Genomic DNA, 22,304 nt, shown 5'->3' on the forward strand with positions numbered 1-22,304 from the left:
CACGGTGCGTATAACGGCAGCTACGCCATAATGCGCGCCGAGCTAAAAGGAGCATCCAATGAGCAGCACTGCAAACAATGCTGAAGGCGAAAAAATTCTAATTGTTGACGACGATCCGGGGCTGAGCAGCCTGCTGGAACGTTTCTTCGTCAGCAAGGGCTACCGTGCCCGTGCCGTACCGAACACCGAGCAAATGGACCGTCTGCTGTCGCGTGAAGTGTTCAATCTGGTCGTCCTCGACCTGATGCTGCCGGGCGAAGACGGCCTGACCGCCTGCCGTCGCCTGCGAGCGGCGAACAATCAGATTCCGATCATCATGCTCACCGCCAAGGGCGATGAGATGAGCCGCATCAAAGGCCTGGAGCTGGGCGCCGATGACTATCTGGCCAAGCCGTTCAACCCGGACGAGCTGATGGCGCGGGTCAAAGCCGTTCTGCGGCGTCAGGCCGCACCGGTGCCGGGCGCGCCGGGCAGCGAAGACGAAAACGTCACCTTCGGTGATTACGTGCTGTCGCTGGCGACCCGCGAGCTGAAACGTGGCGAAGAAGTGCACATGCTCACCACCGGTGAGTTTGCGGTACTCAAGGCGCTGGTAATGAACGCGCGTCAGCCGCTGACCCGCGACAAACTGATGAACCTGGCCCGTGGTCGCGAATGGGATGCGCTAGAGCGTTCCATCGACGTGCAGATTTCCCGTCTGCGCCGGATGATCGAGCCGGATCCGTCGAAACCGCGTTACATCCAGACGGTCTGGGGCGTGGGCTACGTGTTCGTACCGGATGGCGCCGCTACCAAGTGATCGGCGATTTGTAGGAGCGGGTCTGCGCAGACCGGGTTGATCGACCCTCTACGCAGACTCGCAATCCGCAATATGCGAGCATGGCTCGCTCCTGCAAGTGTGTAACGGTTATCGATGAAAACCCCCGTCTGGTTCCCCCAAAGTTTTTTCTCCCGCACCCTGTGGCTGGTGCTCATCGTCGTGCTGTTTTCCAAGGCGCTGACCCTGGTTTATCTGTTGATGAACGAGGACGTGCTGGTGGATCGCCAATACAGCCACGGCGTTGCCCTGACGTTGCGCGCCTATTGGGCGGCCGATGAAGAAAATCGCGCAAAGATTGCCGATGCCGCAACCCTGATCCGGGTAGTCGGCGCCGGTGTACCGGAGGGCGAACAACACTGGCCTTACAGTGAAATCTATCAGCGGCAGATGCAGGCAGAACTGGGCGCCGACACCGAAGTGCGCTTGCGCATGCACTCGCCGCCGGCGCTGTGGGTGCGTGCACCAAGCCTCGGTGACGGCTGGCTGAAAGTGCCGCTGTACCCGCATCCATTGCGCGGCCAGAAAATCTGGAACGTACTCGGCTGGTTCCTCGCCATTGGCTTGCTGTCCACCGCCTCTGCATGGATTTTCGTCAGCCAGCTCAACCAGCCATTGAAGCGCTTGGTGTACGCCGCCCGACAACTCGGCCAGGGCCGAAGCGTGCGTTTGCCGATCAGCGATACACCCAGTGAGATGACCGAGGTGTATCGCGCCTTCAACCAGATGGCCGAAGACGTTGAGCAGGCCGGCCGTGAGCGTGAGCTGATGCTGGCGGGGGTCTCCCATGATTTGCGCACGCCGCTGACCCGCTTGCGTCTGTCGCTGGAGCTGATGGGTGATCGCAACGATCTGACCGATGACATGGTGCGCGACATCGAAGACATGGACGCGATTCTCGACCAGTTCCTCGCGTTCATTCGCGACGGTCGTGACGAGTCGGTGGAGGAAGTGGACTTGAGCGATCTGGTGCGTGAGGTGGCCGCGCCGTACAACCAGAGCGAAGAGAAAGTGCGTCTGCGTCTGGAACCGATCCAGCCGTTTCCGTTGCGTCGAGTGTCGATGAAACGCCTGCTGAACAACCTGATCGGCAACGCCCTGAACCATGCCGGCAGTGGCGTCGAGGTCGCGGCTTATGTGTCCGGTGATACCAGCGCGCCGTACGTGGTGTTGAGCGTGATGGACCGGGGGGCGGGGATCGATCCGTCGGAGCTTGAGGCGATCTTCAACCCGTTCACCCGTGGCGACCGTGCCCGGGGCGGGAAAGGTACGGGGCTGGGGTTGGCGATCGTGAAGCGGATTGCTTCGATGCATGGCGGCAATGTCGAGCTGCGCAACCGCTCCGGAGGCGGACTGGAAGCGCGGGTGCGGTTGCCATTGGGGTTGATGTTGCCGCGCGATGCGGTCTGACGATCGGGATATTCAGCGGGGCTGATGGCCCCTTCGCGAGCAAGCCCGCTCCCACAGGGGAACGCATTCCAAAATGTGGGAGCGGGCTTGCTCGCGAAGGCGGCCTGTCAGCCACCACATTTCAAACGGATCAGCCTTTGCCTTTGGTCCGGGTCATGTTCGGCCCGCCATTTTTCTCAAGGTGTTCGATGATGATCCCCGCCACGTTCTTACCGGTGGTGGTCTCGATCCCTTCCAGGCCCGGCGACGAGTTCACCTCCATCACCAGCGGCCCATGGTTCGAGCGCAGGATATCCACACCCGCCACGGCCAGCCCCATGACCTTGGCCGCGCGCAACGCGGTCATGCGTTCTTCCGGGGTGATCTTGATCAGGCTGGCGCTGCCGCCTCGGTGCAGGTTGGAGCGGAATTCCCCAGGCTTGGCCTGACGCTTCATCGCTGCGATCACCTTGTCGCCGACCACGAAGCAGCGGATGTCGGCACCGCCGGCTTCCTTGATGTATTCCTGGACCATGATGTTCTGCTTCAGGCCCATGAACGCCTCGATCACCGATTCGGCAGCCGTAGCGGTTTCGCACAGCACCACACCGATGCCTTGGGTGCCTTCCAGCACCTTGATTACCAGCGGCGCGCCGTTGACCATGTCGATCAGGTCGGGAATGTCATCCGGCGAGTGAGCGAAACCGGTGACCGGCAGGCCGATGCCACGACGCGACAGCAGTTGCAGCGAACGCAGTTTGTCCCGCGAGCGGGCGATGGCCACCGATTCGTTGAGCGGAAACACCCCCATCATTTCGAACTGGCGCAACACGGCGCAACCGTAGAACGTCACCGACGCACCGATCCGCGGGATTACCGCATCGAAGCCTTCCAGCGGCTTGCCGCGATAGTGGATCTGCGGCTTGTGGCTGGCGATGTTCATGTAGGCGCGCAGGGTGTCGATCACCACCATTTCATGCCCGCGCTCGGTGCCGGCCTCGACCAGACGACGGGTGGAATACAGACGCGGATTCCGCGACAGCACAGCGATCTTCATGCAACACCTGTGGAGGAGGTAGATACCGGGAACACCGGCTTGTCTTGTACATATTTGATGCCCGGATTGACCACCAGTTGGCCATCGATCAGGGCTTTGGAACCGAGCAACAGGCGATAGCGCATGGACTTGCGGCAGGCGAGGGTGAACTCGACTGCCCAGACCCGATCACCGAGGGCCAGGGTGGTGCTGATCACATAGCGCACCTGCGCCTGGCCGTTGGAGCTTTTAATGGTTTTGCGCGTAACCAGCGGCGCTTCGCAGCGCCGGTGACGTAACTGCACCACCGTGCCCAGGTGCGCGGTGAAACGCACCCACTTCTCGCCGTCGCGTTCGAACGGCTCGATGTCGGTGGCATGCAGGCTGGAGGTGCTGGCGCCGGTATCGATTTTCGCCCGCAGGCCGGCGACTCCCAGATCAGGGAGCGCCACCCACTCGCGCAGACCGACAACGGTCAAATGGTCAAATGTCTTCAAAGGTGCTCAACCGGCAGAAACCGCTCGGGCCGCGTGCGGCCGAATTCGCGGTATTCACGCAGAATAAGGGTTAAAAGGCGACAGATATCTACGGCCCGGATCGCCGACCCCTCAAGCAGGTGTCGGCTGGTGTGCATTGTAATCCGGGACGGGGTCATTCATGGCACGACAGAAACGGTAGTACAGTTCATCAATATTTCAGAATGAGGAAATTCCATGGCACAAAAAAGCGAAGAGGACGACAAGGTCCGTCTCGACAAGTGGTTGTGGGCGGCGCGCTTTTATAAAACCCGGGCCCTGGCCAAAGCGGCCATCGAGAGTGGCAAGGTGCATTGCCGAGGCGACCGCTGCAAGCCTGGCAAAGAGCCGCGCATTGGCGATGAATTCGAGATTCGTACCGGCTTTGAAGAGCGCACGGTGAGGGTTGAAGCCTTGTCGATCGTACGTCGCGGCGCACCCGAGGCGCAGACGCTGTATACCGAGACCGAGGCGAGTATTGCCAAACGTGAAGCGGCAGCGGCGATGCGCAAGGCCGGGGCGTTAGGTGTGAGTACCGACGGCAAACCGAGCAAGAAGCAGCGGCGGGATCTGTTTAAATTTCGTGGGAACAGCCACGAATAAAAAGATCGCAGCCTGCGGCAGCTCCTACAGGAAAATGTATTCCCATGTAGGAGCTGCCGCAGGCTGCGATCTTTTCAGCATTCAACCCATTAACGGGCAGACACCACATTCATCCGCGAAACCAGCGGCAGCTTGCCCAGCAAAGCGAAAACCGGCGCAGTCACCTTCAGCCAGAAGTTGGCGGCGTGATAGGCAAACGGCGTGTAGTAACCCCAGCCCAACGCCCACACCGCCAGCAGCATGCCGCCGATGTAATCGTCCTGGCCCCAATGCGCGCCGGCCACCAGACGTGGCAGCATGAACAGCAACGCCAGGCCCCAGATCGTCAGGAACTGGCCGACTGAGCGACTGAACACGCCCATGAACAGCGCCCAGATCAGCAACACCGAAGCGTGGTCACCGGGGAAGCTCTGGCTCGAGCGATCCTTCAGCTCCCAGGCTTTTTCCAGATGCGGGAAATAGTCGCTCAGGTGCACCGCGCCTTCCAGCACCATCGATGGGCTGCTGTGCTGCCAGTCCATGTAGTCGGCGAATTTGGAAAACAGCGCGCGAATCACCACCATCAGCAGCAGAATCGAGAAAAAACCGAAGAAGGCGCGACGTACATCAATCGCCTTGAACACCCAGTCACCCTTGATCAGCAGCGTCAGCAGAATCAGTCCGACGACAATGTCGAACGGACGCAGACTTGCAATTGCCCAGATGTGGAGCCATATGGGGTTGCTGGCCAGTGGTGCATTGAGTGAGCGGAACAGCCACTCGTCGAAAATCACACACAGCATCTGGCCCGTAGGCCATAACCAGAAAGCCAGTAGCGCTAATGGCACTACGTTGCACAGAACCAGCCGGCCGAGGTTCCACCTTGATTGGAACAAACCCGGATTGTTCATAAAATGCCTCCCGTGGCTGAACATTTCGCACCAAACGGGTGCGGAGAAGCGCGGGATTTTCATCTTTTGTAACCTTTTTGTCATCAATTCAGATACCCAGACCTATGACCGACCTACCGGATACCGACTACACCCAACGCTTCATCTTCGATGACAGCGACACTCGCGGCGAACTGGTGACGCTGGAACGCAGCTACGCCGAAGTCCTCGCCAAGCACCCGTACCCGGAGCCGGTCGCGCAGTTGCTGGGCGAACTGATGGCGGCCGCTTCGTTGCTGGTGGGCACCCTGAAGTTCGACGGCTTGCTGATTTTGCAGGCACGCTCCGAAGGGCCGATTCCGCTGCTGATGATCGAATGCTCCAGCGAGCGCGAGATCCGTGGCCTGGCGCGTTATAACGCCGAGCAGATCGCCGCGGACGCGACCCTTGCCGACCTGATGCCGGGCGGTGACCTGACCCTGACCGTCGACCCGACGATCGGCCAGCGTTACCAGGGTATCGTCGACCTCGATGGTGAAACCCTGTCCGAGTGCTTCACCAATTATTTCGTCATGTCGCAACAGGTCGGCACCCGCTTCAAGCTGTTCGCCGACGGCCGCCGTGCTCGCGGAATGCTACTGCAGCAACTGCCGGCTGACCGCCTGAAAGACGAAGAAGAGCGCGCCGAAAGCTGGCAGCACATCACCGCCCTGGCCAGCACCCTGACCGCCGATGAATTGCTCAGCCTGGACAACGAAACCGTCCTGCATCGCCTCTACCACGAAGAGCAGGTGCGCCTGTTCGATGTGCAGAACCTGCGCTTCCGTTGCAGCTGCTCGCGGGAACGCTCGGGCAATGCGCTGGTCAGTCTGGGTCTGGAAGACGCGCAGGCACTGGTGGCAGAACGCGGTGGCGAAATCGAGATCGATTGCCAGTTCTGCAACCAGCGTTACCTGTTCGATGCGGCCGATATTGCTCAATTGTTCGCTGGCGCAGGCGTCGACACGCCGTCAGATACCCGGCACTAAAACGGTTCAGCGCAGGTAAATTCACTGCGTAACGACGGAATTTCGCCGTTACGACGGGAGGACCCTACTCTTTTTGGGCTTTTCTGGCATAATCCGGCCCACTTTTTTCGCGGTAGTAGTGCACGACTTTCTACTACAAAACGTTTGGAGCACACTCGGCCACTGGCCGACGGGGAACCTCATGACGCAAGCCAATAACGCCGTGTACACCGATCTGAGTGTTGATGATCTGGTAAAAGAAGCCCTGCAACGCGGTGAGGGCGAGCTTGCCGATACCGGCGCTCTGGTAGTCCGCACCGGTCATCGCACCGGCCGTTCGCCAGTCGATCGTTTCATCGTTGAAGAGCCTTCCACCCAGGCCGCTATCGCCTGGGGCCCGATCAACCGCAAGTTCCCGGCCGACAAGTTCGACGCGCTGTGGGCTCGTGTCGAGGCGTTCAACAACGCGCAAGAGCACTTTGTTTCCCACGTGCATGTAGGTGCGGCTGAAGATCACTACCTGGCCGTCAAAATGACCACCCAGACTGCCTGGCAGAACCTGTTCGGTCGTTGCCTGTTCATCAACCCGGCCCAGTACAACCCGGCCGGTCGTGACGAGTGGCAAGTGCTCAACGTGGCCAACTTCGAGTGCGTGCCTGAGCGTGACGGCACCAACTCCGACGGTTGCGTGATCATCAACTTCGCGCAGAAGAAAGTGCTGATCGCCGGTATGCGTTACGCCGGTGAAATGAAGAAAGCCATGTTCTCCGTGCAGAACTTCCTGCTGCCGGCCGCTGACGTGCTGCCAATGCACTGCGCTGCCAACATCGGCGAAGAAGGCGACGTGACCCTGTTCTTCGGTCTGTCGGGCACCGGTAAAACCACCCTGTCCGCCGACGAGAGCCGTTACCTGATCGGTGACGACGAACACGGCTGGGGCGAAGGCGTTGTCTTCAACATCGAAGGCGGCTGCTATGCCAAGTGCATCGACCTGTCCGAGAAGAACGAGCCGGTCATCTGGAAAGCCATCAAGCACGGCGCAGTCCTGGAAAACGTGGTCATCGACGACGCCAAGCACGCTGACTACGCCGATGTCAGCCTGACCCAGAACAGCCGCGCGGCCTACCCGCTGGAGCACGTTGCCAAGCGTTCCGAGAAGAACCTGGGCGGCGAGCCAAACGCGGTGATCTTCCTGACCTGCGACCTGACCGGCGTGTTGCCGCCAGTGTCGATCCTCAACGAAGAACAAGCGGCCTACCACTTCCTGTCCGGCTACACCGCGCTGGTGGGCTCGACTGAAATGGGTTCGGGCAGCGGCATCAAGTCGACCTTCTCCACCTGCTTCGGCGCACCGTTCTTCCCGCGTCCGGCTGGCGAATACGCTGAACTGCTGATCAAGCGCATCCGCGGCTTCGGCTCCAAGGTCTACCTGGTCAACACCGGCTGGACCGGCGGTGGCTACGGCGTCGGCAAACGCTTCAACATCCCGACCACCCGTGCGGTGATCGCAGCGATCCAGAGCGGCGCGCTGATCGGTGCTGCCACCGAGCACCTGGACACCATCAACCTCGACGTGCCACTGGCCGTACCGGGCGTTGAAACCAACCTGCTCAACCCACGCAACACCTGGGCTGACAAAGCTGCCTACGACGAAGCGGCCAAGGCGCTGGCCGGTCTGTTCATCGAGAACTTCAAGAAGTTCGAAGTGAGCGATGCGATCAAGGCTGCCGGGCCTAAGTTGTAAGATTTAGTTCTGGTGAATGAAAAAGCCGCCTCTTAGGGGCGGCTTTTTTGTGGGTGTTCATTTTCTCAATGAGCCAATGCAATCAAAACATGAACCGGGTCGTTATGAATGGCCTTGAGCAAAGCTTTTGCCGGCCCGGTTGGCTCGCGACGACCCTGTTCCCAATTTCGTAGAGTGCCGAGTTGGACGTCGATCAGTGCCGCAAATTTGGCCTGGGTCAAACCGGTAGCTTTACGAATTTCTTTGACCTGCAATGCATCAACATGGAGTTCGCGAGAAGGTGTGCGCTCGCCTCGTACGATCTCGTCCATCTCTTGCACACTTTCCATCAGCTCATCAAAAAATTTGCTCATGGTCATCTCCATTTTTCGATCAAGACCTTGAGTGCTTTACGCTCATCGCTGGACAGATCGTGTTGTTCATTTTTAGGGTAGATCATCAATAACCCGATTTGTGACGCCGAAACGAATTTGAGTAGATCACTGGTAAGTGATCGTTCTCATGTCGAACATGGGAACGATCTGATCACTCAACCTCAGACTGGAGCTTTCCAGTTGAGCATTCGTTGTTGGGCGACCTGCAACAGGTCAAAGCCGTCTTTGGTCAGCAGGTAAAGAGCGTGAGTGATGTGGGGGATATCTTCGATGTCGGCTTGTTTGAAGCTGAGGCAGTAGAGGGTTTTCAGCAGATCGCTGGAGGCGCGCAGGCGCTGGACGGCGCATTCGAGGATGTCTTGCGGATTGGCCTCTGTGTCGATGATCAGGGGCTTGGTGTCGGTGAGATTGGATTCGAGTGAGTAGTAGCGATCAGCGGCTAATTGATTCCATGTTTTCATTTGGTTGATCCTCAAATAAACACAGCCACCATAAACTGCAGGCAATTGAGTGCCGGCAGCATACAGCGGACGCGTATGCACGATCCATTCAGGTGACCAAGCCCGAGCCGCTGATTTACCAGCGACAGCCACGACTATAGATTTGTGCCCTCAAGCCGCGATAGGCGACAAAGAGTCGTGGCGTGTAGGAACGGGATGAAGATTTCATCGGACGTTCCTACCGGTCTTTCATCGTTTTTCAACGCAAATGCTGATACGCCGAAATATCCAGCAAACTGGTTGCCAGGCCGGTCGCCGGCTTGTAGATCTCGCCTTTCACGCTGCTGAACGGCACACCTTTACTGCCCAGCGAAACGTAGCGTTCGCCTTGGTCCAGTTCGGTGAAATAGGTGTAGGAATGTTTGTGCATCAGTTTGTATTTGGTCTCATCGCGTACGATGCCGTTGGTGAGGTTTTCCAGATCGGCCTGGGTCAGATTCAACGTTTTTTGCAGTTGCACGCCCCAGCGTTTGAGGCAGGTTTCGGCGAGGTGGCGCACGATGCGTCCGGGCTCGGACAGCGCTTTCAGATCACTGGCGCCGGTCGGGGCGCCGCCGCTGCTGGTGGCATTGCCGGCCATGGTGGCGTGGCGGCCAGCCATAGGATAGATGCAGGTTTTAGTGCCGGTAGCGGTCTGTGGGATGACGCAGCTGAAACCTTTGGAGCGTTCGTCACGAGCATAGAACGCTACATACTCTTTGACATTGCCCGCGAGTTTGACGCGCTCTTCCTGAAAGTTACCAATGCCTGGCACGGGATCAAGAGCGAAGATATTGACCGGGATGTTTTTCAGCAGACTGTCCTTGAACATTGCATTGGCCAACATATGGCAACTGATGCCGCCCCGGCTCCAACCGACGAGATTGACTTGAGTCGGAATAACACCATCCTTGCGGTGGGTTTTGATGATTCCTTCCTGTAATTGCTGCTGGGTAATGCTGCGATTACCGTAATTATATTTGCGCCAGAACCAGGAGCCCTCGACTTTTACATCTTCGATCGGAATGCCGGCAGCTTTCAGGCGATTGTATTCGGCTTCAGTCAGTTGCTCGCGTTGCCAGTCGCACTTGCCCTTGATGATATTGAGCGCGTGCAACACGTTTTCTTCCCAGCCTTTGCCGAACAGAGTTCCGCTCAAGCCGTATTCCTTGGTCCTGGTGAATAGATCATCGGCCTGCAAGTTGCCGCTGCCGGGGCCATCTACCACGATCCACTCGGCAAACTCGTGGCCCAAATGATTGGAAGCCAGGGTGGAAATCAGTTCTCCGTTCCAGAAGTTTTCATGGGTGGTATCAAACTTGTTGGAGCCTGTGCCGCAGAAAAATATGGTTAAAACAGTCATTGTGTTGCTCTCGGTGAAAGTAAGAGTCAACAACTTAGGTCTTTTTTGGCTGTTTATTAAAGCATTCTGTTGTTTCTGGATTTTAGTTGTTTTCAGTGTCGGTCTGTTGTTGGGGTTTATGTTTTGCTACTTCGAGCAAGTCACAGCCATCCTGCACTAGTAAATAAAGAGCATTGACGATGTTAGGTATATCTTTCACGTCGGCCTGCTTGAAACATAAACAGTAAAGAGTTTCCAGCAGATCGCTGGCGGCACGCAGTCGCTGGTCAGCGGCATCAAGCAGATCGCGATGGCTGGAGTGAGTATCGATGACCAATACGGGATTTTCGTTGTAGCAAGTCTTCAAAGGGCGATAGCGGGTAATCATGGTGAGGCTTGTCCTTTACAAAGGCACTCGGGCGGGGCTGATTCAGTGGTCAGTCGCGCCGGCCACTATAGAAGTGCGTGGCGAGCACTCACAAGAGCGCCGCAATGGACGCCGTTCGTAGGGGATTTTCCGAGGGCCGGGCATATGCCCTACAAGGTTTTGCGGTTTTTTCGGGGTGAAACCCCTAGCGCAGAAATTTCCCACAGGATTCACAGGCGTTTCTTGGCAGATCTATGTATGGTGCGCGCCAGAATCTGTAGGACGTTTCCAAACGTCCGATACGCGCTTAAAGGGAATTGAGTATGCAGTGGCTACGTATGGCCTCGATTTTATTGCTGTGGGCCAGTGGTTGCCGTTTGGCCATGGCGTCTGATGCTGGCAACGGCTGGATGTTTGCCGACCTCGAACGCACCGGTTGGCCCGATGCGCTCTCCAGCCAGACTGGCATCGATACCGCCTCGCGCGCCGAGGTGTTGATGTTCGGCAGGGCCTTGCTCGCCAGTGAAGCGCTGGACGAGGCAGGGCTGGAGCAGCGACTGGGTGTGCCGCATCTGCAGCTCAAGTCGATCAGGCAGGTGCGTGACGGTCTGTGGGATCGTTTGCTGAGCACCTATCGCAACGCCAGCGTTGACTGTGACGGGCAGCCGTTCTGCCCGCGTGTGCGCAGTGTTGCGGAACTGCGGCAATTGGCGGCGGCCTTCACCGGTGACATCAGCCCGGCTCATGCGTTGTGGGCGAGCAAGAGCCAGGGCGTGCATGAGCAGGTGTTGAACGAGCAACTGCGAGTGGCGGTTTTGCGTCCCTGAACGGGTAAGTTTGTATTGCTGTTTTGTGCCCCTTCGCGAGCAGGCTCGCTCCTGCAGTGGACCGAGTTGTCTGCGCTATTGGCTGTATCATCCCGTATTGAATTGACCCCGGCCTTTTCTCGACTCGCTGCGATCGCCCGCTAGGCTGTTGGCATCACAGCGGTCAACGGAGTGACAGCGCATGCACAACACCCTGGAACAGGTTTTCGGTTATCCACAGTTTCGACCCGGGCAGGAAGCCGCGATCAGCGCGGTACTGGCCGGGCGCTCGGCGGCAGCGATTTTCCCCACCGGGTCTGGCAAGTCGCTGTGCTATCAAGTACCGGCACTGTTGCTGCCACATCTGACCCTGGTGGTCTCGCCACTGTTGGCATTGATGCAGGATCAACTGGCATTTCTCAAGCGTCACGGCATCAGTGCCGGCAGCATCGATTCGGCACAAAGCCGCGATGACGCCAATGATGTGATGGCTCGCGCCCGTTCGGGTGAATTGAAGATCCTGATGATCTCGGTGGAGCGCCTGAAGAACGAGCGTTTTCGCAATTTTTTGCAGCAGGTGCCGATCTCGCTGCTGGTGATTGACGAGGCGCACTGCATCTCGGAGTGGGGCCACAACTTCCGCCCCGACTACCTGAAGCTGCCGGACTACCAGCGTCAGTTCAACATCCCGCAAACGCTGCTGCTGACCGCCACGGCGACGCCGAAGGTCATCGCCGACATGCAGACCAAATTCGCCATCGCCGAAGCGGATGTTGTGACCACCGGTTTCTATCGACCCAATCTCAATCTGCTGGTGGAGCCGGTGCGCGGCCAGGACAAACGCCGACGTCTGGTGGAGTGGATGAGCGAGCGCCCGAGCCAGCCGAGCATCGTCTACGTCACGCTGCAGAAAACCGCCGAGCACATCGCCGAACATCTGGGGCGCAACGGCATACAGGCCGAGGCTTATCACGCCGGGTTGCCCAACGATCAGCGCGAGGCGATCCAGAAGCGCTTCATGGCCGGGCAGTCCAATTGCATAGTCGCAACCATTGCGTTCGGCATGGGCATCGACAAGAGCGATATCCGCAACGTGGTGCATTTCGACCTGCCGAAATCCATCGAGAACTACAGTCAGGAAATCGGTCGCGCCGGACGGGACGGACAGCCGTCGGATTGCCTGGTGCTGGCCAACCGCGACAGCCTCAACGTGCTGGAAAATTTCGTCTACGGCGATACCCCGGAGCGCGAGGGGATACGTTGTGTGCTGGAGGAAATGCAGGCTGCCGCAGCTGAAGGACAGTGGGAGTTTCTGCTCGGGCCGTTGGCGGATCAGAGCAACATTCGCACGCTGCCGCTGAAGACTTTGCTGGTGCAAATGGAGCTGCGCGGCCTGATTGCTCCGCGCTATGCCTATTACGCCGAGTACCGTTTCAAATACCTGCTGGAGCCGGAAGCGTTGCTTGAGCGTTTCGAGGGAGAGCGCAGGGAGTTTGTCGCGGCCATCATTCACACCTCCAGCCGCGCACGTACCTGGGCCACGGTGAATTTCGAGGCGATGTACACGCAGTATTCGGCTGAGCGCAATCGGGTGGTGACGGCGCTGGATTATTTTCAGGAGAAGGGCTGGGTCGAGCTTGAGAGCAAGCAGATGACCGAGGTCTACAACGTGCTGCACAGCGATTTCGACAGCGCTGTGCTGAGTGCCGAGTTGCACGAGTACTTCACCCGGCATGAACAGACTGAAGTCGCGCGGATTCACGCCATGCTCGAACTGTTCGCCACTGAGCGCTGCCTGGGTTATCGCCTGGCCGAGTACTTCGGCGACCACAATGCGCCCGAGCACTGCGGGCACTGTTCGGTATGCCACGGTGATGTCGCGCGGCTTCCGGCACCTCCCGAGTTGCCAGCGCTTGTGGATAAGAACTTCGCGGCGTTGTGCGGTGATTTTATCCACAGGCACGAACAGCACACCGGCCATGTGCCGACGGCGGAGCGCCTGACGCGTTTTCTGTGCGGGATCAGCGTGCCGCTGTTTACCAAGTTGAAGGCGCGGACGATCTCGGGGTATGCGGCGCTGGAGCAGTATCCGTACGCGGAAGTCCGCAGTTGGGCTGACAATCATCTGCTCGAGTAAATACAAACCCTGTGGGAGCGTGTGATGCCATGGCGGCCTGTATCCATGCGCTGAATGTCGCTCATCACGGTAATAAACTTCAAAAACGCCCGGTGCCTGACTATGGTGAAGGCTGTCTTCGGATCGCCAACAAGAGAACAACATGAGCCAGACATCCATCGATATTCAGCAAGCTGCCGTGATCGGCGCGGGCACCATGGGCCGCGGTATTGTCATGTGCCTGGCCAATGCCGGCATCGCCGTGCAGTGGGTCGATAACAATCCACAGATGCTCGAACAGGCGCTGGGCACCGTGGCCGATACCTATGCGCACAACGTGCGACAGGGACGGATCGACCAGGCCGAGGCCGATGCGCGGATTGCCCGTGTCAGTGCGGCGGCAGACTATGTGGCGATCCGCAACGTCGACCTGGTGATCGAAGCGGTGTACGAAAACCTCGCGCTCAAGCAGAAGATCTTTCGCGAACTGGATGGCCTGCTCAAGCCTGAGGCGTTGTTGGCGAGCAACACCTCGGCACTGGATATTGATGCGATTGCCGCTGCAACAAAACGTCCATCGCAAGTGCTCGGCCTGCATTTCTTCAGCCCCGCGCACATCATGAAACTGCTGGAAATTGTACGTGGCGCGCAGACGTCGCCAGCCGCACTGGAAGCGGCGCTGGTGCTGGGCAAACGCATGGGCAAGGTCAGTGTGGTGTCGGGCAACTGCCACGGTTTTATCGGCAATCGCATGTTGCATCCGTATGTACTGGAGGCGCGCAAGATGCTGCTCGAGGGCGCTTATCCACAGCAGGTCGATACGGTTTTGCAGGGCTTCGGTTTCGCCATGGGACCGTTCCGCATGTATGACGTCGTGGGCATCGATCTGGAATGGCGCGCGCGCGAACTGGCCGGCAAGGGGCAGGATGCGCCGGAGGTTCAGGTGGATAATCGCTTGTGCGAGATGGGCCGCTTCGGGCAGAAGTCCGGCAACGGTTACTACCACTACGAGCCGGGCAGTCGTCAGGCCGAGCATGATCCCGAGGTCGATGCGCTGATATTGAGCGTTAGCGAAGGCCTCGGCTTTCAGCGCCGCGAGATTGGGTCCGAGGAAATCCTCGAGCGCTGCCTTCTGGCGCTGGTCAACGAGGGCGCGAAAATTCTGCAGGAAGGCATTGCCGAATCGGCGCATGACATCGATCAGGTGTACCTCAATGGCTACGGCTTCCCGGCAAACAGAGGCGGCCCGATGGCCTGGGCGGACGATCAGGGGCTGGCGGACATTCACAAGCGCTTGCTGGCGCTGGAGACGCGACAGGGCGATCAATGGCGGCCGGCGCCACTGATTGGCGAGCTGGCGGCGCGAGGCAAAGGTTTTTACCTTTAGACTGGACAGATAACTCAAGGAGTCGATACCGATGTCCAGCACCATGGCGCAACGCGCCGATTACCCGCATTTCCAGCCGATCACCACCCGCTGGCACGACAACGATGCTTATGGCCACATCAACAACGTCACCTACTACAGCCTTTTCGATACTGCCGTGAACACTTACCTGATTCAGGTCGGTGGCCTGGATATCCACGACGGCGAGGTGGTGGGTTTTGTCGTGAGTTCATCTTGCGATTATTTCGCCTCGATCGCTTTCCCGGATCTGATCGAGATCGGTCTGCGGGTCGGCAAGCTGGGTAACAGTTCGGTGCAATATGAACTGGCGGTGTTCAAGGTCGGTGAAAGCGAGGCGTGTGCGGCGGGGCGTTTTGTCCATGTATTCGTGGACCGGACGAGCAATCAGCCGGTGCCGATTCCAGGCAGATTGCGTGACGCGCTGGAGCGTCTGGTGGTTTGAACCAGAGCAAAAAAAATCGCAGCCCTTGGGCTGCGATTTTTGCTTTCGCGCTTAACGCAACGGATTAGTCGCGATAGTAGCGGTGATGCTTGCGGTGGCCATAAGCGTGGCCACGGCCAGGGTGACGGTCGCGATAGTAGCGACGGTCGTCACGGCCGCGATCGTAATGACGACCCTCGTCATTGCTCTGGTTACCCATGTAGTTGCCCAGCGCGCCACCGGCTCCGCCGCCTGCTGCGGCACCGATCAGGCTGCCGGTGGTGCCGCCCATGCTGCGGCCAACCACGTTACCGCCGGCTGCGCCCAACGCACCGCCAATGGCCGCTTCGCCACGGCTGTGTTTGTTGGCGCCGACCGCGCTACCACCCGCGCCGCCCAGAGCTGCGCCAATGGTTGAACCTGTGCTGCCGCCTAAAGACTGACCGACGACCGAGCCAAGAACCCCGCCCAATGCGCCGCCCACACCTGCTTCGGTGGTGCCTCCGGCAGAAGCGAAGCCACTGACCAGGCCAAGGGACAACAAGAGAATCGAGGAGAACTTCATAGAGGAGCCTCAAAGGGATGACGGCGCCGATCCTGAGGCTGTGTAACAAGGCTGACAATCGAAATCCGACGAATAACACGACTTGTATACAATTATGCAAGTTGCTGTTTTGTATGCGGAACTTAAGCGGTTTTCGCCGGTCTTTAGCTACTTCGGACAGGCCGCTTTTGAGAAAAAGCGGCCTTTTTTGTGGGCGTTGGAAGGGTGCAGGGTACAAAGATTTTTGTTGAATGTGCCACCGCTTTCGCGAGCAAGCCCGCTCCCACATTTGAAATGCATTCCAATGTGGGAGCGGGCTTGCTCGCGAAGGGGTCAGTCCAGGCAACGCTTTACGCAGATTTGGCCATGATCAACCCAGTCTCGCTTGCTGCCTCCAGCCGGATCGCAATGAACTTCGACGTCGGCGTATGGCTGCCATCCCCGGTGCTTTCCAGCGGCACCAGCGGATTCACTTCCGGGTAGTAAGCCGCTGCCTGACCCGCCGGAATATCAAACGCGAGCAAGGTAAAGCCCTTCACCCGACGCTCACGGCCATCGTCCCAGATCGACACGATGTCGGCCTTCTGTCCCGGGCGGAAGCCCAGACGAATGATGTCGGCCTCGTTGGCGAACAACACATCGCGCTGGCCCTTGACCCCGCGATAACGGTCGTCGAGGCCATAGATCGTGGTGTTGTACTGATCGTGGGAGCGCATCGATTGCAGGATCAGATCCGGCAGTTGCCCGGTGGCGCGGGTACGCTCGTGCACCAGATCCTTGGGCAGCAGGTTCGCGCGGAAATTGGCCCGGCCCGACGGGGTGTTCCACTTGCGTGCACCGGCACTGTTGCCGAGGTAGAAACCGCCCGGGTTCTTGACCTTCTCGTTGAAGTCCTTGAAGCCCGGAATGGTATCGGCGATCAGGTCGCGGATGCGCCGGTAATCGGCCACCAGCCAGTTCCAGTCCACCGGTTTGCTGCCCAGCGTGGCGGCGGCGATGCCGGCGATGATCGCCGGTTCCGAGCGCATCTGGTTCGACAGCGGCTGCAACTGGCCGTTGGACGCGTGAACCATGCTGAACGAGTCTTCCACGGTGACCGCTTGCGGGCCTTCGGCCTGGATATCGATGTCGGTTCGACCCAGGCACGGCAGGATCAGTGCGTCTTTACCGTGGGCCAGGTGGCTGCGGTTGAGCTTGGTGCTGATCTGCACGGTCAGGTCGCAATTGCTCAGCGCCGCGAAGGTACGCGGGCTGTCCGGCGTGGCCTGGGCGAAGTTGCCGCCCAGACCGATGAAGACCTTGGCGCGGCCCTCGGCCATGGCGTGAATCGCCTCGACCACGTTGTGCCCGTTGTCACGCGGCACCTTGAACTGGAAGCGCCGCTCAAGTGAATCGAGGAACGCCACCGGTGGACGCTCATTGATGCCCATGGTGCGGTCGCCCTGCACGTTACTGTGACCGCGCACCGGGCACAGGCCAGCGCCGGGTTTGCCGACGTTGCCGCGCAGCAACATCAGGTTGGCGATTTCCTGGATGGTCGGCACCGAATGGCGATGCTGAGTGATACCCATCGCCCAGCACATGATGACGTTCTTGCCTTTGGCGTACATGCGCGCCGCTTGCTCGATCTCCACCAGAGTCAGGCCGGACTGCGCGACGATCTGCTCCCACGGCGTGTCATCGACCACGCCGAGATACTCCAGCACGTTGGCGCTGTGCGCATTGAGGAAGTCATGATCGAACACTGCCGGCGTGCCGGCCTTCTGCGCATCGCGCTCCCACTGCAAGAGGAACTTGGCCATGCCGCGCAGCACCGCCATGTCGCCGCCCAGTGCCGGACGGAAGTACGCGGTGTTGGTCGGCTTGTCGCCATTGGTGAGCATTTCCAGCGGGTGCTGTGGATGCTGGAAACGTTCCAGACCGCGCTCTTTCAGCGGGTTGATGCACACCACTTGTGCGCCACGCTTCACGGCTTCGCGCAACGGTTCGAGCATCCGTGGGTGGTTGGTGCCGGGGTTCTGGCCCCAGACGAAAATCGCATCGGCGTGTTCGAAGTCGTCGAAGGTGACCGTGCCTTTACCGACGCCAACGCTCTGCGCCAACGCCACACCGCTGGCCTCGTGGCACATGTTCGAGCAGTCCGGGAAGTTGTTGGTGCCGTAGGCGCGCACGAACAGCTGATACAGGTACGCCGCTTCGTTGCTGGCACGGCCCGAGGTGTAGAACTCGGCTTGATCCGGACTCGACAGCGCTTGCAGGTGTTTGCCGATCATTGCAAAGGCATCGTCCCAGGCGATGGGTTTGTAGCGGTCGGTCTCGGCGTCGTAGACCATCGGCTCGGTCAGGCGGCCCTGGTATTCAAGCCAGTAGTCGCTTTGCTCCAGCAACGACGTGACGCTGTGTTTGGCGAAGAATTTGCTGTCCACCCGACGCTTGGTCGCTTCCCAGTTCACCGCTTTGGCGCCGTTCTCGCAGAACTTGACCATGCCGCTCTCCGGCGAATCGCCCCAGGCGCAGCCCGGGCAGTCGAAGCCGCCGTTCTGGTTGGTCTTGAGCATCATGCGCAGGTTTTTCAACGCGTTGTCGCTGGTCAACCAGGCCTGGGCCACACTGATCAGGGCACCCCAGCCGCCGGCTGCACCTTTGTAAGGTTTGTAGCGCGGGACAGGTTTCTGGTCGGCTTGATGATGTTGGCTCACGCTTGATTCTCCATCGCTGGGCTGTAGACCCGCGGCGCATTCTTCTGCGGCAGGTGGATGAGATTGAGGTTGTGGCGACGGGCCCATTGCACGGCAAGGCCCGTGGGCGCGGACAGGCTGACCAGAGTCTGGATGCCGGCGCGTAAAACTTTCTGGATCAATTCGAGACTGCAACGGCTGGTGACAATCGCCAGCCCACCCTCTGTGGAAATCTTCTGGCGGATCAGCCCGCCAATCAGTTTGTCGAGGGCGTTGTGCCGGCCGATGTCTTCACGGCCCAGCAGCAATTCACCGCTGGCGTTCATGAACACCGCCGCGTGGACCGCGCCGCAGTGCTGACCGAGCGGCTGGAACGCGCCGATGCGCTGGCGCAGACCGTCGAGCCAGGCAGCGGGCGGTAACGGTGCACCTGGCAGGACGTTCAGATCGGGCAACGCTTGCTCGACGGCTTCAACGCCGCACAGCCCGCAACCGCTGGTGCCGGCCAGTTGTCGGCGCTGTTGCTTGAGGTTCCAGAACGCGCGGTTGGCGATGGTCACCTGCGCGTATTGCGCCGAGCCCGCGCCGGTCAGTTGCAGGTCATAAATGTCGCTGGCGTCTTCGATGATGCCGCTGCCGAGGCTGAAACCGACGATGAAATCTTCCAGATCCGTCGGCGTCACCAGCATCACCGCCTGACTGATGCCGTTGTAGGCGATCGCCAACGCAACTTCCTCGGCAAGCGCGGTGCTGGCCGATTCCACAAGGGGCAGATCGCTATAGCTGTAGGTCTGGCTGGCGGCGGGCGCGGGCGTTTCGAGTGCAGGCGCCGCGCAAGTTGGGCGCTTGGCGTTCATGGCATCACCGACGGATTGATCAACGCTAAGACTAGGCGCGGCAACTTGTCGCGTCTAATCGGTACTGTCGATCTATTGATAGATGGCGTCGATCAAGCGGCTGCCGGGTCATTGGTCGGCCCGGAACCGGGTTGGTCTGGTGTGGTCTAGGCTTGGACGTCTGGAATCCCAATCAAGGAGTGTGCGCTATGAGTCTGTTGAGCTTTGTGAAAGAGGCCGGTGAAAAGCTGATCGACCTGCTGACCCCAGGTAATGCCAATGCCAGCGAACAGTTGAAGGAACATATCAGCAAGGTCGGGTTGGGCAACCCGAATGTTCAGGCAACCGTGGACGGTGACAAGGTGACGGTCACCGGTGAAGTTGCAAGTCAGGAGGAGAAGGAAAAAATTCTGCTGGCGGTGGGTAACATCGAAGGCGTGGGCAGTGTTGATGATCAGATCACCGTGACCGGGCCGGTTGTGGCTGCCGCACGTTTTGTCGTGGTGAAAAAAGGCGACACCCTCAGTGCGATTTCCCTCGCGGTGTATGGCAACGCCAATCAGTACAACAAGATCTTTGAGGCCAACAAACCAATGCTCAAGGATGTAAACAAAATCTACCCGGGCCAGACCCTGCGTATCCCGGAATAACTCACAACCCCTGTAGGAGCTGCCGAAGGCTGCGATCTTTTGATCTTGTTTTTTAAACAATCAAAGTCAAGAGATCGCAGCCTTCGGCAGCTCCTGCAGGAAATCAGAGACCCCGCATCAAATCGCGGTAGTCTTCAACCGCCGCAAACTCAGCCGTGTCCTTCGGCCCCTTGCGGCTATCCGGCTCTTTCACCGCCAACAAATGCGTCACACCAAATTCCCGCGCACTACGCAGAATCGGCAACGTATCGTCGATGAACAGACTGCGTGCCGGATCAAAATCGATATCCGCCTGCAAGGCATCCCAGAACTGCGGACTCTCTTTGGGGAAACCGTAATCGTGCGAGCTGATCAGCCGTTCGAAATACGGCGCCAGTTCGATCCGCTCCAGTTTCAGTGAGAGCGAATCGCGGTGGGCGTTGGTGATCATGATCACCCGTTTGCCGGCTTTTTTGATCGCCTGCAGAAAGGTGTCGGCATCCGGGCGCAGCGCGATCAGGTGCGCGGTTTCCAGTTTCAGCTCGCGCACCGAGAGCTTCAGTTCGGCACTCCAGAAATCCAGGCAGTACCACTGCAGTTGCCCGGCATGGCGCTCGAACAGCGGCTGCAACTCCATGTCGGCCATGGCCCGGCTCACCCCGTGCAGTTCGGCGTAGCGTTGCGGCAGGTGTTCCAGCCAGAAATGGTTGTCGAAGTGCAGATCCAGCAACGTACCGTCCATGTCCAGCAGGACGGTATCGATGTCAGACCACGGTAAAGAAGGCATGGCAACGTCTCGAGCGGTAGAAAGATATCCGACACAAACAATCGGGAAAGCCGCGTTATAGTAGCGCGTTCACGCCAAGGAGCTTTGCATGCGCCAGAAACCCACTGTACTCGCCCGCGAGATTGTCGCCACCAGTCGTCTGTTTTGCGTCGAAGAACTGAAGCTGCGTTTTTCCAATGGCGTGGAGCGCACCTACGAGCGTCTGGTCGGCAAAGGCGCGGGTTATGGCGCGGTGATGATTGTGGCGATGTTCGACAGCGAACACGCGGTGCTGGTCGAGGAATACTGCGGCGGCACCGACGAATACGAACTGTCCCTGCCCAAAGGCCTGATCGAGCCGGGCGAGGATGTACTGGCAGCGGCCGAGCGCGAGCTCAAGGAAGAGGCCGGTTTCGGTGCGCGCCAACTGGAGCATCTGACCGAGTTGTCGCTGTCGCCCGGTTACATGAGCCAAAAGATCCAGGTGGTGCTGGCCACCGATTTGTACGAGGAGCGTCTGGAGGGCGACGAGCCGGAGCCGATGCGCGTCGACAAGGTCAACCTGCGTGAACTGGCGGCGCTGGCGCAAAACCCGCAATTTACCGAAGGCCGTGCCCTGGCGGCGCTGTATCTGGCGCGTGATCTGCTGACGCAGCGCGGGTTCTTTCAGTCATGAGTGAGATGTCGATGAAGTTTTCCCATCCTTTGATGGCGCCAGTGGTTGAGCTGGCATTGCAGGCTGGCGAGGCGATTCTGCCGTTCTGGCGCTCTGGCGTGGAGGTCACCGCCAAGTCCGATGATTCACCGGTGACCGCAGCGGACATGGCCGCGCACCATGTCATCGTCGCCGGGCTGACCGCGCTGGACTCCAGTATTCCGATTCTGTCCGAGGAAGACGCCAACATTCCGCAGAGCGTGCGCGCCGGGTGGCAGCGCTGGTGGCTGGTGGATCCGCTGGATGGCACCAAGGAGTTCATCAGCGGCAGTGAAGAATTTACCGTGAACATCGCCCTCATCGAAAACGGGCGGGTGGTGTTTGGCGTGGTGACGATGCCGACCAATGGCCGATTCTATGTCGGCGGAGCCGGTCTCGGCGCGTGGCGTGGGGACAACGGTGGTTCGCCGGTGGCGATTGAGGTGCGTGAGGTGCTCGCGCCCGGTGAAGCGTTCACCGTGGTGGCGAGCCGTCGACACTCCAGTCCGGAGCAGGAACGTCTGCTCGCCGGTTTGAGCGCCAGTCTGGGCGAGTTGCAACTGGCAAACATCGGCAGTTCGTTGAAGTTTTGTCTGCTTGCCGAAGGAGCGGCGGATTGCTACCCAAGACTGGCGCCGACGTCGCAATGGGACACCGCTGCGGCGCAGGGCGTGCTCGAAGGTGCTGGCGGCGAAGTGTTGGATCTGCAGGGCGAAGCGTTCTGTTATCCGGCGCGGGAATCACTGCTCAATGCGTTCTTTCTGGCGTTGCCGGCGAAAGCGGCGTGGCGTTCAAGACTGTTGGAGCTGGCTCGCTCCTGAGTCCTGCACATCGCATTGTAGTGAGGGGATTTATCCCCGATGG

The 22,304-nt window shown here is 59.3% G+C and carries 23 protein-coding genes and 1 pseudogene; 12 read left to right on the forward strand and 12 right to left on the reverse strand.

Features of this window, described 5'->3' with window-relative positions:
* The first annotated feature begins 58 nt into the window (after positions 1-58).
* Together ompR and H043_RS0106680 are read left to right on the forward strand one after the other, a co-directional pair.
* On the forward strand, positions 59-799 hold the full coding sequence (gene ompR, locus H043_RS0106675; RefSeq protein ID WP_003220637.1) for a two-component system response regulator OmpR: 741 nt from the start codon (positions 59-61) through the stop codon (positions 797-799).
* 114 nt (positions 800-913) lie between these two features.
* Positions 914-2,227: an ATP-binding protein gene (locus H043_RS0106680; RefSeq protein WP_027611205.1), complete on the forward strand. Its 1,314-nt coding sequence runs from the start codon at positions 914-916 to the stop codon at positions 2,225-2,227.
* Between the two features lie 130 nt (positions 2,228-2,357).
* Here H043_RS0106680 and rimK read toward each other — a convergent pair whose 3' ends face one another.
* Both rimK and H043_RS0106690 read right to left on the reverse strand, forming a co-directional pair.
* Positions 2,358-3,263 (reverse strand): 30S ribosomal protein S6--L-glutamate ligase, encoded by a 906-nt coding sequence (rimK, locus tag H043_RS0106685; RefSeq protein ID WP_007949201.1) that lies wholly within the window; start codon positions 3,261-3,263, stop codon positions 2,358-2,360.
* Complete coding sequence (locus H043_RS0106690; RefSeq protein WP_007964698.1) at positions 3,260-3,721, reverse strand: ATP-dependent zinc protease; 462 nt, start codon at positions 3,719-3,721, stop codon at positions 3,260-3,262. Before H043_RS0106690 ends, rimK begins: the two co-directional genes overlap by 4 nt.
* 234 nt (positions 3,722-3,955) lie before the next feature.
* On the opposite strand from H043_RS0106690, the gene H043_RS0106695 reads away from it, so the two are divergent.
* Positions 3,956-4,360, forward strand: coding sequence for an RNA-binding S4 domain-containing protein (locus H043_RS0106695; protein WP_027611206.1), 405 nt, complete (start codon positions 3,956-3,958; stop codon positions 4,358-4,360).
* A gap of 89 nt (positions 4,361-4,449) precedes the next feature.
* On the opposite strand, the gene H043_RS0106700 is transcribed toward H043_RS0106695, so the two are convergent.
* Positions 4,450-5,250: a phosphatase PAP2 family protein gene (locus H043_RS0106700; protein WP_027611207.1), complete on the reverse strand. Its 801-nt coding sequence runs from the start codon at positions 5,248-5,250 to the stop codon at positions 4,450-4,452.
* 104 nt (positions 5,251-5,354) lie between these two features.
* Between H043_RS0106700 and hslO the strand changes: the two genes are divergently transcribed.
* On the forward strand, positions 5,355-6,257 hold the full coding sequence (hslO, locus tag H043_RS0106705) for an Hsp33 family molecular chaperone HslO (RefSeq protein ID WP_027611208.1): 903 nt from the start codon (positions 5,355-5,357) through the stop codon (positions 6,255-6,257).
* A gap of 181 nt (positions 6,258-6,438) precedes the next feature.
* Positions 6,439-7,980, forward strand: a complete 1,542-nt coding sequence (locus H043_RS0106710; protein WP_027611209.1) for a phosphoenolpyruvate carboxykinase — start codon at positions 6,439-6,441, stop codon at positions 7,978-7,980.
* Positions 7,981-8,045: 65 nt separating this feature from the next.
* On the opposite strand, the gene nadS is transcribed toward H043_RS0106710, so the two are convergent.
* The 5 genes and pseudogenes from nadS to H043_RS0106730 all read right to left on the reverse strand — a co-directional run bounded on the left by nadS (position 8,046) and on the right by H043_RS0106730 (position 10,563).
* A complete protein-coding gene (gene nadS / locus H043_RS0106715; RefSeq protein ID WP_027611210.1) occupies positions 8,046-8,333 on the reverse strand; it encodes a NadS family protein in 288 nt (95 codons plus the stop codon).
* A gap of 2 nt (positions 8,334-8,335) precedes the next feature.
* Positions 8,336-8,449 (reverse strand): annotated as a pseudogene (locus tag H043_RS30945) (type II toxin-antitoxin system RelE/ParE family toxin); the annotation flags it as partial.
* Positions 8,450-8,515: 66 nt separating this feature from the next.
* Positions 8,516-8,815: a hypothetical protein gene (locus H043_RS0106720; protein WP_027611211.1), complete on the reverse strand. Its 300-nt coding sequence runs from the start codon at positions 8,813-8,815 to the stop codon at positions 8,516-8,518.
* Positions 8,816-9,053: 238 nt separating this feature from the next.
* Positions 9,054-10,196: a hypothetical protein gene (locus tag H043_RS0106725; protein ID WP_027611212.1), complete on the reverse strand. Its 1,143-nt coding sequence runs from the start codon at positions 10,194-10,196 to the stop codon at positions 9,054-9,056.
* An 82-nt stretch (positions 10,197-10,278) separates the two neighbouring features.
* A complete protein-coding gene (locus H043_RS0106730; protein WP_027611213.1) occupies positions 10,279-10,563 on the reverse strand; it encodes a hypothetical protein in 285 nt (94 codons plus the stop codon).
* Between the two features lie 302 nt (positions 10,564-10,865).
* On the opposite strand from H043_RS0106730, the gene H043_RS0106735 reads away from it, so the two are divergent.
* The 4 genes from H043_RS0106735 (at position 10,866) to H043_RS0106750 (ending at position 15,314) form a co-directional block, all read left to right on the forward strand.
* Positions 10,866-11,369 (forward strand): hypothetical protein, encoded by a 504-nt coding sequence (locus tag H043_RS0106735; RefSeq protein WP_027611214.1) that lies wholly within the window; start codon positions 10,866-10,868, stop codon positions 11,367-11,369.
* Between the two features lie 181 nt (positions 11,370-11,550).
* Complete coding sequence (locus H043_RS0106740) at positions 11,551-13,485, forward strand: ATP-dependent DNA helicase RecQ (RefSeq protein WP_027611215.1); 1,935 nt, start codon at positions 11,551-11,553, stop codon at positions 13,483-13,485.
* A 142-nt stretch (positions 13,486-13,627) separates the two neighbouring features.
* Positions 13,628-14,851, forward strand: a complete 1,224-nt coding sequence (locus tag H043_RS0106745) for a 3-hydroxyacyl-CoA dehydrogenase (RefSeq protein ID WP_027611216.1) — start codon at positions 13,628-13,630, stop codon at positions 14,849-14,851.
* Positions 14,852-14,882: 31 nt separating this feature from the next.
* Positions 14,883-15,314, forward strand: a complete 432-nt coding sequence (locus H043_RS0106750; RefSeq protein WP_027611217.1) for a thioesterase family protein — start codon at positions 14,883-14,885, stop codon at positions 15,312-15,314.
* A gap of 64 nt (positions 15,315-15,378) precedes the next feature.
* Here H043_RS0106750 and H043_RS0106755 read toward each other — a convergent pair whose 3' ends face one another.
* The 3 genes from H043_RS0106755 to fdhD form a co-directional block, all read right to left on the reverse strand.
* Positions 15,379-15,858, reverse strand: a complete 480-nt coding sequence (locus tag H043_RS0106755) for a glycine zipper domain-containing protein (RefSeq protein WP_027611218.1) — start codon at positions 15,856-15,858, stop codon at positions 15,379-15,381.
* 329 nt (positions 15,859-16,187) lie between these two features.
* Complete coding sequence (locus H043_RS0106760) at positions 16,188-18,536, reverse strand: FdhF/YdeP family oxidoreductase (RefSeq protein WP_027611219.1); 2,349 nt, start codon at positions 18,534-18,536, stop codon at positions 16,188-16,190.
* Positions 18,533-19,372, reverse strand: a complete 840-nt coding sequence (gene fdhD / locus H043_RS0106765; protein WP_027611220.1) for a formate dehydrogenase accessory sulfurtransferase FdhD — start codon at positions 19,370-19,372, stop codon at positions 18,533-18,535. Before fdhD ends, H043_RS0106760 begins: the two co-directional genes overlap by 4 nt.
* Before the next feature lie 188 nt (positions 19,373-19,560).
* Here fdhD and lysM point away from each other — a divergent pair, with 188 nt between their 5' ends.
* Positions 19,561-20,001, forward strand: a complete 441-nt coding sequence (gene lysM, locus H043_RS0106770; RefSeq protein WP_027611221.1) for a peptidoglycan-binding protein LysM — start codon at positions 19,561-19,563, stop codon at positions 19,999-20,001.
* 103 nt (positions 20,002-20,104) lie between these two features.
* Here lysM and yrfG read toward each other — a convergent pair whose 3' ends face one another.
* On the reverse strand, positions 20,105-20,767 hold the full coding sequence (gene yrfG, locus H043_RS0106775; protein WP_027611222.1) for a GMP/IMP nucleotidase: 663 nt from the start codon (positions 20,765-20,767) through the stop codon (positions 20,105-20,107).
* Positions 20,768-20,855: 88 nt separating this feature from the next.
* Between yrfG and nudE the strand changes: the two genes are divergently transcribed.
* Together nudE and cysQ are read left to right on the forward strand one after the other, a co-directional pair.
* On the forward strand, positions 20,856-21,422 hold the full coding sequence (nudE, locus tag H043_RS0106780; RefSeq protein WP_027611223.1) for an ADP compounds hydrolase NudE: 567 nt from the start codon (positions 20,856-20,858) through the stop codon (positions 21,420-21,422).
* 5 nt (positions 21,423-21,427) lie between these two features.
* Positions 21,428-22,261, forward strand: a complete 834-nt coding sequence (cysQ, locus tag H043_RS0106785; protein WP_027611224.1) for a 3'(2'),5'-bisphosphate nucleotidase CysQ — start codon at positions 21,428-21,430, stop codon at positions 22,259-22,261.
* Positions 22,262-22,304 lie beyond the last annotated feature (43 nt).

The organism is Pseudomonas sp. URIL14HWK12:I6 (assembly GCF_000514195.1).
Classification (GTDB): domain Bacteria; phylum Pseudomonadota; class Gammaproteobacteria; order Pseudomonadales; family Pseudomonadaceae; genus Aquipseudomonas; species Aquipseudomonas putida_A.

Bases quoted from the DNA above. Each gene is read 5' to 3' on its own strand.
- ompR (WP_003220637.1), top strand. From the start codon at position 59: ATGAGCAGCACTGCAAACAATGCTGAAGGCGAAAAAATTCTAATTGTT.
- H043_RS0106680 (WP_027611205.1), top strand. From the start codon at position 914: ATGAAAACCCCCGTCTGGTTCCCCCAAAGTTTTTTCTCCCGCACCCTG.
- rimK (WP_007949201.1), bottom strand. From the start codon at position 3,263: ATGAAGATCGCTGTGCTGTCGCGGAATCCGCGTCTGTATTCCACCCGT.
- H043_RS0106695 (WP_027611206.1), top strand. From the start codon at position 3,956: ATGGCACAAAAAAGCGAAGAGGACGACAAGGTCCGTCTCGACAAGTGG.
- H043_RS0106700 (WP_027611207.1), bottom strand. From the start codon at position 5,250: ATGAACAATCCGGGTTTGTTCCAATCAAGGTGGAACCTCGGCCGGCTG.
- hslO (WP_027611208.1), top strand. From the start codon at position 5,355: ATGACCGACCTACCGGATACCGACTACACCCAACGCTTCATCTTCGAT.
- H043_RS0106710 (WP_027611209.1), top strand. From the start codon at position 6,439: ATGACGCAAGCCAATAACGCCGTGTACACCGATCTGAGTGTTGATGAT.
- nadS (WP_027611210.1), bottom strand. From the start codon at position 8,333: ATGAGCAAATTTTTTGATGAGCTGATGGAAAGTGTGCAAGAGATGGAC.
- H043_RS0106720 (WP_027611211.1), bottom strand. From the start codon at position 8,815: ATGAAAACATGGAATCAATTAGCCGCTGATCGCTACTACTCACTCGAA.
- H043_RS0106725 (WP_027611212.1), bottom strand. From the start codon at position 10,196: ATGACTGTTTTAACCATATTTTTCTGCGGCACAGGCTCCAACAAGTTT.
- H043_RS0106730 (WP_027611213.1), bottom strand. From the start codon at position 10,563: ATGATTACCCGCTATCGCCCTTTGAAGACTTGCTACAACGAAAATCCC.
- H043_RS0106735 (WP_027611214.1), top strand. From the start codon at position 10,866: ATGCAGTGGCTACGTATGGCCTCGATTTTATTGCTGTGGGCCAGTGGT.
- H043_RS0106740 (WP_027611215.1), top strand. From the start codon at position 11,551: ATGCACAACACCCTGGAACAGGTTTTCGGTTATCCACAGTTTCGACCC.
- H043_RS0106745 (WP_027611216.1), top strand. From the start codon at position 13,628: ATGAGCCAGACATCCATCGATATTCAGCAAGCTGCCGTGATCGGCGCG.
- H043_RS0106750 (WP_027611217.1), top strand. From the start codon at position 14,883: ATGTCCAGCACCATGGCGCAACGCGCCGATTACCCGCATTTCCAGCCG.
- H043_RS0106755 (WP_027611218.1), bottom strand. From the start codon at position 15,858: ATGAAGTTCTCCTCGATTCTCTTGTTGTCCCTTGGCCTGGTCAGTGGC.
- fdhD (WP_027611220.1), bottom strand. From the start codon at position 19,372: ATGAACGCCAAGCGCCCAACTTGCGCGGCGCCTGCACTCGAAACGCCC.
- lysM (WP_027611221.1), top strand. From the start codon at position 19,561: ATGAGTCTGTTGAGCTTTGTGAAAGAGGCCGGTGAAAAGCTGATCGAC.
- yrfG (WP_027611222.1), bottom strand. From the start codon at position 20,767: ATGCCTTCTTTACCGTGGTCTGACATCGATACCGTCCTGCTGGACATG.
- nudE (WP_027611223.1), top strand. From the start codon at position 20,856: ATGCGCCAGAAACCCACTGTACTCGCCCGCGAGATTGTCGCCACCAGT.
- cysQ (WP_027611224.1), top strand. From the start codon at position 21,428: ATGTCGATGAAGTTTTCCCATCCTTTGATGGCGCCAGTGGTTGAGCTG.